This window comes from Stutzerimonas stutzeri (assembly GCF_051028275.1).
Classification (GTDB): domain Bacteria; phylum Pseudomonadota; class Gammaproteobacteria; order Pseudomonadales; family Pseudomonadaceae; genus Stutzerimonas; species Stutzerimonas stutzeri_AS.
The window spans coordinates 3,739,079-3,751,003 of sequence record NZ_CP069269.1 but is presented as its reverse complement, the minus strand read 5'-3'; the positions used below and the strand labels follow the sequence as shown (position 1 = coordinate 3,751,003).

The window sequence follows — 11,925 nt, the reverse complement described above, 5'->3', positions numbered from 1 at the left end:
ATATTCGCCCGTGCTGCGGGCTAGGAGTCTGTAGTGAGTTTCGTGCCTGCCAACCGGTTGTTTCCAGCCACTCGCCTGCGCCGTAACCGCCGCGATGATTTTTCCCGACGGCTGGTTCGCGAAAGTGTTCTGAGCGTCGACGATCTGATCCTGCCGGTGTTTGTGCTTGATGGTGAGAATCGTCGTGAGCAGGTGCCATCCATGCCTGGCGTCGAGCGGCTTTCCATCGACCTGTTGCTGGAAGAGGCCGCTGAGCTTGTGACATTAGGCATTCCGGCATTGGCGCTATTCCCCGTCACCCCGCTGGAGAAGAAATCTCTCGACGCAGCGGAAGCATGGAATCCCGACGGCATCGCTCAGCGCGCCACCCGTGCACTGCGGGAGCGGTTCCCTGACCTCGGCATCATCACCGATGTCGCACTGGATCCTTTCACGACTCATGGTCAGGACGGCATCCTCGACGAACAGGGCTACGTACAAAACGACGTCACGGTCGATGCGCTGGTTCGCCAGGCCCTGTCCCACGCGGAGGCGGGCGCTCAGGTCGTTGCGCCATCGGACATGATGGACGGCCGAATCCAGGCCATTCGCGAAGCGCTTGAAGTGGCCGATCACCACAACGTGCGGATCATGGCCTACTCGGCCAAGTACGCCAGTGCCTACTACGGGCCGTTCCGCGATGCGGTGGGCTCGGCTGCAAATCTGGGTAAGGGCAGCAAGAACACTTACCAAATGGACCCGGCAAACGGGGACGAGGCGTTACACGAGGTCGGTGCTGACCTTTCCGAAGGCGCCGACATGGTTATGGTCAAGCCGGGCATGCCCTATCTGGACATTCTCTGGCGCGTTAAAGATGCCTACCGAGTGCCGACCTTCGTCTATCAAGTAAGCGGCGAATACGCGATGCACATGGCAGCGATCCAGAACGGTTGGTTGAGTGACGCGGTGATACTCGAGTCGCTGGTGGCCTTCAAACGCGCCGGTGCCGATGGCATTCTCACTTACTTCGCCAAGCAGGCGGCACAACAATTGAAGCAGGGGCGATAAGCCCTTCCGAGGCAGACCGATGACCAATCAGGGACTCAGCGAAAGCGACTTGCAGCTTGCCCCAGTCGAGGCGCAGCCCCTCGAGGAGATGGCCCCACCGGCCGAGTTGGAAAAGATAGAAGAAGCGCCAGCACCACCGGTACCGCCGCCGAACTTGGACGACAATAGCCTCTACATCCACCGGGAGCTGTCGCAGCTGCAGTTCAATATCCGCGTATTGGAACAGGCGCTGGATGAATCCTATCCGTTGCTTGAGCGGCTGAAGTTTCTATTGATTTTCTCCAGCAACCTCGACGAGTTTTTCGAGATTCGTGTCGCCGGGTTGAAGAAGCAGGTTACCTTCGCCCGCGAGCAGGCCGGTGCCGACGGCTTGCAGCCGCACCAGGCACTCGCCCGGATTTCCGAATTGGTCCACGATCAGGTCAATCGGCAATATTCGATCCTGAACGAAATCCTGCTGCCGGAATTGGCCACGCATCAGGTGCGCTTCGTTCGGCGCCGTCACTGGACAGCGAAGATCAAGACCTGGGTGCGCCGTTTTTTCCGAGACGAAATTGCGCCGATCATTACGCCGATCGGTTTGGATCCAACCCACCCGTTCCCGTTGTTGGTCAACAAAAGCCTCAACTTCATCGTCGAGCTGGAAGGCATCGATGCGTTCGGGCGCGACTCCGGTTTGGCGATTATTCCTGCGCCACGCCTGTTGCCACGGGTAATCCGCGTGCCCGAAGAAGTGGGCGGGCCTGGAGCCAATCATGTCTTCCTGTCTTCGATGATCCACGCACACGCCGATGATCTGTTTCACGGCATGAAGGTCAAGGGTTGCTATCAGTTCCGTCTCACGCGTAACGCTGACCTCTCGGTCGATACCGAGGATGTCGACGACTTGGCTCGGGCATTGCGCGGGGAGCTGATCTCGCGACGCTATGGCGATGCCGTAAGGCTGGAAGTGGTCGACACCTGTCCAAAGCATCTGGCCGACTTCCTGCTCAAGCAGTTCAATCTGAGCGAAAGCGAGCTGTATCGCGTCAACGGCCCGGTCAACCTGACCAGGCTGTTCAGCATTACCGGTCTGGATAGCCACCCCGAACTTCAGTACATGCCGTTCACGCCGGCAATCCCTAAGCTGCTGCAGAACAGCGAAAACATTTTCAGCGTGGTCGGCAAGCAGGACATCCTCTTGCTTCACCCTTACGAGTCGTTTACGCCAGTAGTCGACCTCCTTCGCGAGGCGGCGAAAGACCCGTGCGTACTGGCGGTCAAACAAACGCTATACCGCTCTGGTGCGAATTCTGAAATCGTCGATGCGTTGGTTGAGGCGGCGCGTAACGGCAAGGAGGTCACTGCGGTTATCGAGCTGCGTGCGCGATTTGATGAAGAGTCCAACCTTCAACTGGCGAGTCGCCTTCAGCAGGCCGGCGCGGTGGTCATCTATGGCGTAGTGGGCTACAAGACTCACGCCAAGATGATGCTGATTCTGCGACGCGAGAACGGTGAGCTGCGGCGCTACGCTCATCTGGGGACGGGCAACTACCACGCCGGTAACGCTCGGCTGTATACCGATTACAGCTTGCTGACCTCGGACGACGCGCTCTGCGAAGATGTCTCCAAGCTGTTCAGTCAGCTGATCGGCATGGGTAAGACGATGCGCATGAAAAAGCTGCTGCATGCGCCGTTCACGCTTAAAAAAGCGCTGCTCGATATGATCGCGCAGGAAACCCTGCACGCCAGCGAAGGCAAGCCCGCACACATCATCCTCAAGGTCAATTCACTGACCGACGCCAAAATGATCCGTGCGCTATATAAAGCCAGCCAGACTGGTGTTCGCATCGACCTGATCGTGCGCGGCATGTGTTGTCTGCGGCCGGGAATCGTCGGGGTGTCTCATAACATTCAGGTGCGCTCGATCATCGGTCGCTTCCTTGAGCACAGTCGCGTGTTCTATTTCCTTAACGGCGGTGACGAAAAGCTCTACCTATCCAGCGCTGACTGGATGGAGCGCAATCTGGATCGCAGGGTCGAGACCTGTTTCCCAGTTGAGGGTAAGAAGCTGGTGACCCGCGTGAAAAAGGAGCTTGAAGGCTTCCTGACCGACAACACGCAGAGTTGGATCCTGCAGCCCGATGGCAGTTACCTGCGAAACAGCCCGAGTGGTAATCAGAACGCTCGGAACGTGCAGAACACTCTTTTAGAGCGGCTCGGCAGTCCGATCGCTCGATAAGGGGTCAAGCGGAAGGCGGGCAATAAGCCCGCCGATACGCGGGGCTTACCGTACTGTCAGCGTAAAGTCGATTCGCTTCAACCATTCAGCTTCTAGAGCGAAATCGGCCTGGGTCAACGGGTTCTCGTTCAGCCAGCCTTCTGGGAAGGCCACGTCTAGGCTGTTGTCGCCCGCCTTGAGCTGAAACACGGGTGCTTGTTGTGGGCCACGGATGTGGTGGAACAGGATGGCGAAGCGCAGCAGCACGCAGAGCCGAGTCAGCTTCACGCCTTCCTCGCTCAGTTCCTCGAATTTCTGCTTGGGTATGTTGCGGCGGTGGCCCCGAACGAGCAGCGCCAGCATCTGCTGATCCTGCCGTGAGAAGCCGGGCAGGTCAGAGTGTTCGATCAGGTAGGCGCCGTGCTTGTGGTAGTGGTAATGCGCGATGTCCAGCCCGACCTCGTGAATCCGTGCCGCCCAGCTGAGCAGTTCCCGCAGCCATTCTTCATCCAATGCCCAGTCCTTGGCGACCTGATCGAAAGCCTCAAGTGCCTTGCTTTCAACGCGGGCTGCCTGCTCAGTGTCAACGTGATAGCGCTCCATCAGGAAATTGAGGGTGCGGTCGCGGATGTCTTCCTGATGGTGTCTGCCGATCAGGTCGTACAGCACGCCTTCACGAAGTGCGCCCTCAGAGTGCGCCATGCTGGTGAGTTCCAGCGCGTCGAATATCGCTTCGACAATGGCGAGACCTGCGGGAAAGATCCCCTTGCGGTCCGGCTTAACACCATCCATGTCCAGCTTTTCTACGTCGCCCAGCTTGAACAGCTTGCGCTTAAGCCAGCCAATGCCTTCGGCGGTAACGTCTCCATTGCTCAGTCCGGCGCTCTTGATCGCCAGGCCTACAGCGCGAATGGTACCGGAAGCGCCCACCGCATCCTGCCAGCCGAGGCGGCGCAGGCCGTGCTCGATGCTCATCAGCTCAAGTCTGGCGGCGGTGTAGGCTTGAGCGTAACGGGCCGGCGTAATCTTGCCATCCTGGAAAAATCGTTGAGTAAAACTTACGCAGCCCATCTGCAGGCTTTCTCGTAACAGCGAATCGAAACCTTCGCCGATGATGAATTCGGTGCTGCCTCCACCAATATCAACTACAAGCCGCTTGCCGGTAGAGGTCGGGAAGGTATGCGACACGCCCAGGTAGATAAGCCGTGCTTCTTCGCGCCCGGATATCACCTCTACCTGATGATTGATGATGGTTTCAGCTTGCCGGATGAATTGAGCTCGATTGCGCGCTTCACGCAGGGCATTTGTGCCCACCACGCGCACCGCGCCCTGTGGCAGATGATTTACCAGTTGAGCAAAGCGGCGAAGGCAGTCGAGGCCGCGTTGCATCGCATCATCGTCGAGCTGCCTGTTCTCATCGATACCGGCGGCCAATTGGACCTTTTCGCCGAGTCGCTCGAGTATGCGCATCTCGCCGTTGCTGGTGCGGGCCAGCACCATGTGAAAGCTGTTCGAGCCGAGATCGAGGGCGGCGATCATCGGAAAGGGTTCGGCGGCTAGTGGGCGCATGGGGCAGTCTCTGTGCAAAACCCGGACATCCTGACATGATCGTCGACATCCGCCAACGCGCAACACTGCGTCAAGGTTGCCTACCGGTCGAGCCCAACGCTGAGTACATCGCCTATTAACCAAGTGACCGGCTGCGACTTTCGATCCTGACCGAGCCGGGCTATGATGGCGTCACTTCTGTTTTGACCCTGGAGAAACTCCATGAGCGAATACATCAACAATGTCAGCGACAGCAGCTTCGAGCAGGACGTGCTCCAGGCTGATGGCCACGTTCTGGTCGACTACTGGGCTGAGTGGTGCGGCCCATGCAAGATGATCGCTCCGGTGCTCGATGAGATCGCCAAGGAATACGAAGGTAGACTCAAGGTCTGCAAGCTGAACATCGATGAGAACCAGGAGACGCCGCCAAAGTACGGTGTGCGTGGTATCCCGACTCTGATGTTGTTCAAGAACGGCAACGTTGAGGCGACCAAGGTGGGCGCCCTGTCCAAGTCGCAGCTGGCCGCGTTCCTAGACAGCAATATCTGATTCTGGCAGCTGACATCGAAAGCCCTCGCTAAACGCGGGGGCTTTTTTATAACGGCAGGGTGGACGCTTCGCCTGCACAGTGCTAAATTCGGCCTTGCGACGCTTCTCCGTCGCCCTCTGCATGCCGTCGCCGACGCACTTCAGCCTCACAAAGCACAACGAACCTGTTCGTCTCTTGCTGCGCGGCTTCTCAAGCTAATCGCTTTCTTCACCCCTTCTGACTCTTTCTATGAATCTGACCGAACTTAAGCAAAAGCCCATCACCGAACTGCTGGAAATGGCCGAGCAGATGGGCATCGACAACATGGCCCGTTCGCGCAAGCAGGACGTGATTTTCTCCCTGCTGAAAAAGCACGCGAAAAGCGGCGAGGAAATTTCCGGTGATGGCGTGCTGGAGATCCTGCAGGATGGCTTCGGCTTCCTGCGCTCCGCGGATTCGTCCTATCTCGCCGGGCCAGACGACATCTACGTCTCGCCGAGCCAGATCCGCCGCTTCAATCTGCGCACCGGTGACACCATTGTCGGCAAGATCCGGCCGCCGAAAGAAGGCGAGCGTTATTTTGCGCTGCTCAAGGTCGACACGATCAACTTCGATCGACCGGAGAACGCCAAGAGCAAGATCCTGTTCGAGAACCTGACGCCGCTGTTCCCGAACCAGCGCCTGACGATGGAGGCCGGGAACGGCTCCACCGAAGACTTGACCGGCCGTGTGATCGACCTTTGCGCCCCTATCGGCAAGGGTCAGCGTGGTCTGATCGTCGCGCCGCCAAAAGCGGGCAAGACGATCATGCTGCAGAACATCGCCAGCAACATCACGCGTAACAACCCCGAGTGCCACCTCATCGTTCTGCTGATCGACGAGCGCCCGGAGGAAGTGACAGAAATGCAGCGCACCGTACGTGGTGAAGTGGTCGCCTCGACATTCGACGAGCCGCCGACTCGCCACGTGCAGGTCGCTGAAATGGTGATCGAGAAGGCCAAGCGTCTGGTCGAGCACAAGAAGGACGTGGTCATCCTGCTCGATTCCATCACCCGTCTGGCGCGTGCCTACAACACCGTGATACCGAGTTCCGGCAAGGTGCTGACCGGTGGTGTCGACGCCCATGCCCTGGAAAAGCCAAAGCGTTTCTTCGGTGCCGCACGGAACATCGAAGAAGGCGGAAGCCTGACCATCCTTGCTACCGCACTGGTGGAAACCGGTTCGAAGATGGACGAGGTGATCTACGAGGAATTCAAGGGCACCGGTAACCTTGAGCTCCAACTCGATCGCCGTATCGCGGAAAAGCGCGTATTCCCGGCCATCAACATCAACCGTTCGGGTACTCGCCGCGAAGAGCTGCTGACCAGCGAAGAAGAGCTGCAACGCATCTGGATTCTGCGCAAGCTGCTGCATCCAATGGACGAAACCGCTGCGATCGAGTTCCTGCTCGACAAGCTCAAGGACACCAAGACCAACGACGAATTCTTCATGTCGATGAAGCGCAAGTAAGGTCTGGTTGTTGCTACCAAGGCCGGGGAAACCCGGCCTTTTTATATCTGCAGGTTTTGAATCGGCATGCGCGAACGCTACACTTTTGCCCCGAAACCTGCCGATCCTGCGAGGCTCAAGCATGCAGTATGGTGATTTGCGCGACTTTATCCGAGGCCTGGAACAGCGCGGTGAACTCAAGCGCGTATCGACAGCCGTTTCACCAGTGCTGGAAATGACCGAGATCTGCGACCGCACCTTGCGCAAGCAGGGCCCAGCACTGCTCTTCGAGAACCCGACTGGTTTCGATATGCCGGTGCTCGGCAACTTGTTTGGCACGCCCAAGCGTGTCGCTCTGGGGATGGGCGCCGAAGATGTTTCCGAGCTACGTGAGATTGGCAAGCTGCTAGCCCTCCTAAAGGAGCCGGAGCCCCCGAAGGGGCTGAAAGACGCCTGGAGCAAGCTGCCGATTTACAAAAAAGTCATCAGCATGGCACCAAAGGTGCTCAAGGAAGCGGCCTGCCAGGAAGTGGTGATCGAGGGCGACGATGTCGATCTATCCACCTTGCCGGTTCAGACCTGCTGGCCGGGCGATGCCGGACCACTGATAACCTGGGGTCTGACAATCACAAAAGGCCCGAATAAAGAGCGACAAAATCTGGGGATTTATCGACAGCAAGTGATCGGCCGTAACAAGGTGATCATGCGCTGGCTCAGTCATCGTGGCGGTGCGCTGGATTTCCGCGAGTGGTGCGAGAAATACCCTGATCGACCTTATCCGGTGGCGGTAGCGCTCGGGGCCGATCCGGCAACGATACTCGGCGCGGTTACACCTGTACCGGATTCGTTGTCCGAGTATGCATTTGCCGGTTTACTGCGGGGCAGCCGCACTGAGCTGGTCAAATGCCGCGGCAGTGACCTGCACGTGCCGGCAGGCGCGGAAATTGTCCTTGAAGGCTACATCCAGCCTGGCGAGATGGCCGACGAAGGGCCGTATGGCGATCACACCGGCTACTACAACGAAGTCGATCGGTTTCCCGTGTTTACCGTCGAGCGCATCACCCGCCGTCGCGATGCGATCTACCACAGCACCTATACCGGCCGGCCGCCAGATGAGCCGGCTATCCTTGGTGTTGCCCTCAATGAAGTGTTCGTCCCGATCCTGCAAAAACAGTTTCCCGAAATCACTGACTTCTATCTGCCTCCCGAAGGGTGCTCTTATCGCATGGCTGTCGTAACCATGAAAAAGCAGTACCCAGGGCACGCCAAGCGCGTGATGTTGGGCGTATGGAGCTTCCTGCGGCAGTTCATGTATACGAAGTTCGTGATAGTGACCGATGATGACATCAACGCGCGAGATTGGAATGACGTCATCTGGGCGATCACTACGCGTATGGACCCAAAACGGGACACGGTGCTGATCGAAAACACGCCTATTGATTACCTCGATTTCGCTTCTCCAGTATCTGGTCTGGGAAGCAAGATGGGGCTTGATGCGACCCATAAATGGCCTGGTGAGACCAGTCGTGAATGGGGGCGTGCCATCGTCCAGGATGCAGCGGTCAAGCGCCGGGTCGACGAACTCTGGGCCGAGCTGGGCATCGACTGATGACCTGCCTCGTACACATTCAGGTGTTGCATTGATGAAAGTAACTCTACAGCCGTCCGGCGCGGTCCTTGATGTCGAGCGTGGAGAGCTGATTCTCGACGCTGCACGCCGGTTGGGCTATGACTGCCCCCAGGCATGCCGCAACGGCAACTGCCTGATATGCGCCTCGCTGCTGGTTGACGGCCGGGTGCGCCAGCGCGGCGAAAGCCATAACCACGGCGAGGTGTTTGCCTGTATGGCCGAGCCTGAGGAGGATTGTGTTCTGCTGTGGGATGGCGTGCTCGCACCGGGTGAGTGCCCGGTGCGCACACTCAGTTGTCAGCTAATCAGCTGCGAAGATGTTGGCGGTGGCGTGTTTCGCCTGTTGCTGCGTGCTCCAGCTGGGAGACCCCCGCGGTACCACGCCGGGCAGTATCTGCTGCTGGAGCGGGCAGACGGCGAGTACGGGGCTTTTTCGCTTGCTTCCGCACCAGCAAGCGGGCGCGAGCTGGAATTGCATGTGCTGGCGCGCGAGCCATCGGTGATGGATCTGCTCGAGCACATCCGGCGCGCAGGGACAGCCCGTGTGCAGATGCCGTTCGGCGATACCCACCTTGCCGAACTGCCGGCGGGGCCGCTGGTGCTGATCGCTGCCGGCACTGGTATGGCTCAGATGCAAAGTCTGATCGAGCATTGCCGGGCCGAAGGCTTTGCCCATCCAGTTCATCTCTACTGGGGAGTTCGTCGGCCTGAGGACTTCTATCAGTTGCGGCATTGGCAGGAGTGGCAGCAGATGCCGAACCTGTACCTTCATCAGATCGTAAGTGACATCTGCGGCTGGCAAGGGCGATGCGGCATGTTGCATGAAGCAGTGTGCGAAGACTTTACCGATCTCAGCCCTGTTCATGTCTATGCCAGCGGTTCGCCAGCGATGATCTACGGCACGCTGGATGCGTTAGTGGAGGCGGGAATGGACGCCAGGCAGATGCGAGCGGATGTGTTTGCCTATGCACCGCGGGATGTTGGCTGAGCCTGGCTTTACCGATAATTCTCCAGGAAGCCGTGTGCCGGCCCCCTGTCACTACTCTGCCGTCGGGCCAGGCGCGGCTCACCGTGCCTGGCGTTGCTGTAGGAGCAGGTTGTTATAGCCGCTTGCCGATAGCGTTTTCTGGGCCTGGCCCAGTTGCTCCCGATTGGCAAACGGGCCAACCAGGACGCGATACCAGTCCTCATCGCGCACGGTAACGTTTTCGACACGTACGTCCTGGCCTAGCAGGATGATTTGCGCCCTGACCCTTTCTGCTTCGGGCTGCTTGCGGAACGAGCCAGCTTGCAAGAAGAACTGGGTGACCGGCGCTTTGGCGACCGTAGGCGGAGGCGGCGGGACTTGGCCGTTCAGAGCTGCCTCGGCACGTGCGGCGTCAATCTTGGCGGCCTCTTCCGGTGTCACCGGCTTGGGCGGCTCTGGTTGTGGTGCTTCCGGCGGCACGATCACTTCCGATTCCGGAAGCAACGTATAGAAGTCGTACTTAGGCTTTACCGGCTGGTCCGTAGCGGTTGGGGAGCGCCTTGGCTGCTCCTTTGGTTTGGGCGCGTCCTTGGCGCGCTTGATCTCGTCTCCGCCGGGCTCGAGGTTCATCAGAAACACGATGAAGCCGCCGATGACTAGCCCGCAAACAAGCCAGACCCAGCCCGGAACAGGCCGTTTGGCCGGCGCCTGGTAGCGGCTCGCACCACGTTTGGGGGCGGGTTTCTTCTTGGCAGCCACTTACATCCGCTCCAGCGTTTCCAGGCCTAGCAGTTCCAGCCCCTGTTTAAGGGTCTTCCCGGTGAGGGCCGCCAGCTTCAAGCGGCTCTGCTTCACTGTTTCGTTTTCAGCCGAGAGGATCGGGCAATGCTCGTAGAAACTCGAGAACAGGCCCGCCAGGTCATATAGATAAGTGCACAGCAGATGCGGGACGCCTTTTTCGCCGACGCTGTTGAGCACCTCCGCGAACTGCGCCAACTTGGCACCGAGGGCCTGCTCTTGTTCGGCCTCCAAGTGAATCGATCCTGGCAATTCGTCCATCTTTGCGCCGAGCTTGCGGAATATGCTGGCGACACGGGTGTAGGCATACAGGAGGTAAGGGGCCGTGTTGCCTTCGAAACTCAGCATCTGCTCGAAGTTGAAGCTGTAATCGCTGGTGCGGTGCTTGGACAGGTCGGCGTACTTGACTGCACCAATACCGACCGCTCTAGCAATTCGCCTCAGCTCGGTCTCGTCGAGCTCCGGGTTCTTGCCTTTCACCAGTTCATAGGCGCGCAGCTCCGCTTCATCGAGCAGGTCGACCAGCTTCACTGTGCCGCCGTCGCGTGTTTTGAACGGTCGGCCATCAGCGCCGTTCATGGTGCCGAAGCCCATGTGCTCAAGCTGCATGTCGGGGGCGACGAAGCCGGCTCGGCGCGCGACCTCGAAGGCCATCTGGAAATGCAGCGCCTGACGCTGGTCAACGAAGTACAGCGCCCGGTCAGCGCCCAACTGCTGGCTGCGATAGCGCATCGACGCCAAATCGGTGGTGGCGTACAGGTAGCCACCGCCGGCTTTCTGGACAATCACAGGTAATGGGTTGCCCTCGGCATTCTTGAACTCATCGAGAAACACGCATTGCGCGCCATTGCTCTCGCTCAGTAGCCCCTGCGCCTGCAGCGATGCGACGATATCGCCTAGCTCGGCGTTATAAGCACTTTCGCCTTTTACGTCTGCGGGGGTGAGTTTGACATTGAGGCGGTCGTAGACCTTCTGGCAGTGCGACAGCGAGATCTCGTTAAAGCGCGTCCAGAGGCGCAGGCAGTCAGCGTTCCCGGCCTGCAGTTTGACCACCAGTTCGCGGGCCCGGTCGGCAAACTCACTGGACTCATCGAAACGTTGCTTGGCGGCTCGGTAGAACTGCTCAAGATCGGACAGCTCGGTTTCAGCTGCAGCTGGATTCTCTTCCAGATAAGCCAGCAGCATGCCGAACTGTGTCCCCCAGTCGCCGACGTGGTTCTGTCGGATTACTTCATCGCCCAGAAACTCCAATACACGCGCCACAGCGTCGCCAATAATGGTCGAGCGCAGGTGGCCAACGTGCATTTCCTTGGCCAGGTTGGGCGAGGACAGGTCAATAACGACGCGCTGGCTTGGACCTGCCTTGTTGACACACAAATGCGGATCGGCAAGCGCGGTGTCAAGGCGCTGAGCCAGCGCGGCGCTGTTCTGGAAGAAGTTCAGAAAGCCAGGGCCTGCGATCTCCACCTTGCTGACGCTTGGGTCTGCGGGCAGCGCCTCGATCAGCTTCTGCGCCAGGTCTCGAGGCTTCATCCCAGCAGGCTTTGCCAGCATCATGGCGATGTTGCTTGCGAAGTCCCCGTGGGTCTTGTCGCGGGTGTTCTCCACCTGGATGGTCGGGTTCGATCCTTCCGGCAGCACGCCTTCTGCTGTGAGGCGTGCCAAGGCTTGCTGGATCAGGTGGCGAATGCTGTCTTTCATGATGTGCTCGGTCGGCC

The 11,925-nt window shown here is 58.9% G+C and carries 9 protein-coding genes; 6 read left to right on the top strand and 3 right to left on the bottom strand.

Annotated elements, in window-relative coordinates:
- The first annotated feature begins 33 nt into the window (after positions 1 to 33).
- Together hemB and ppk1 are read left to right on the top strand one after the other, a co-directional pair.
- Positions 34 to 1,047 carry a porphobilinogen synthase gene (gene hemB, locus JQR87_RS17455; protein ID WP_407294712.1) on the top strand — a complete coding sequence of 338 codons (1,014 nt, stop codon included), beginning with the start codon at positions 34 to 36 and terminating at the stop codon, positions 1,045 to 1,047.
- A 19-nt stretch (positions 1,048 to 1,066) separates the two neighbouring features.
- On the top strand, positions 1,067 to 3,268 hold the full coding sequence (gene ppk1, locus JQR87_RS17450) for a polyphosphate kinase 1 (RefSeq protein WP_407294714.1): 2,202 nt from the start codon (positions 1,067 to 1,069) through the stop codon (positions 3,266 to 3,268).
- A 45-nt stretch (positions 3,269 to 3,313) separates the two neighbouring features.
- Here the strand turns inward: ppk1 and ppx are convergent, their stop codons facing one another.
- Complete coding sequence (ppx, locus tag JQR87_RS17445) at positions 3,314 to 4,816, bottom strand: exopolyphosphatase (RefSeq protein ID WP_407294716.1); 1,503 nt, start codon at positions 4,814 to 4,816, stop codon at positions 3,314 to 3,316.
- A 201-nt stretch (positions 4,817 to 5,017) separates the two neighbouring features.
- On the opposite strand from ppx, the gene trxA reads away from it, so the two are divergent.
- The 4 genes from trxA (at position 5,018) to JQR87_RS17425 (ending at position 9,430) form a co-directional block, all read left to right on the top strand.
- Positions 5,018 to 5,344: a thioredoxin TrxA gene (trxA, locus tag JQR87_RS17440; RefSeq protein ID WP_407294718.1), complete on the top strand. Its 327-nt coding sequence runs from the start codon at positions 5,018 to 5,020 to the stop codon at positions 5,342 to 5,344.
- 229 nt (positions 5,345 to 5,573) lie between these two features.
- Positions 5,574 to 6,833 (top strand): transcription termination factor Rho, encoded by a 1,260-nt coding sequence (rho, locus tag JQR87_RS17435; RefSeq protein ID WP_217477408.1) that lies wholly within the window; start codon positions 5,574 to 5,576, stop codon positions 6,831 to 6,833.
- Positions 6,834 to 6,954: 121 nt separating this feature from the next.
- Positions 6,955 to 8,421, top strand: a complete 1,467-nt coding sequence (ubiD, locus tag JQR87_RS17430; RefSeq protein ID WP_407294720.1) for a 4-hydroxy-3-polyprenylbenzoate decarboxylase — start codon at positions 6,955 to 6,957, stop codon at positions 8,419 to 8,421.
- A 34-nt stretch (positions 8,422 to 8,455) separates the two neighbouring features.
- A complete protein-coding gene (locus tag JQR87_RS17425) occupies positions 8,456 to 9,430 on the top strand; it encodes a CDP-6-deoxy-delta-3,4-glucoseen reductase (protein ID WP_407294722.1) in 975 nt (324 codons plus the stop codon).
- A 78-nt stretch (positions 9,431 to 9,508) separates the two neighbouring features.
- Here JQR87_RS17425 and JQR87_RS17420 read toward each other — a convergent pair whose 3' ends face one another.
- A complete protein-coding gene (locus JQR87_RS17420) occupies positions 9,509 to 10,168 on the bottom strand; it encodes an SPOR domain-containing protein (protein ID WP_407294724.1) in 660 nt (219 codons plus the stop codon).
- Positions 10,169 to 11,908, bottom strand: a complete 1,740-nt coding sequence (argS, locus tag JQR87_RS17415; protein ID WP_407294726.1) for an arginine--tRNA ligase — start codon at positions 11,906 to 11,908, stop codon at positions 10,169 to 10,171.
- Between the last annotated feature and the right edge of the window lie 17 nt (positions 11,909 to 11,925).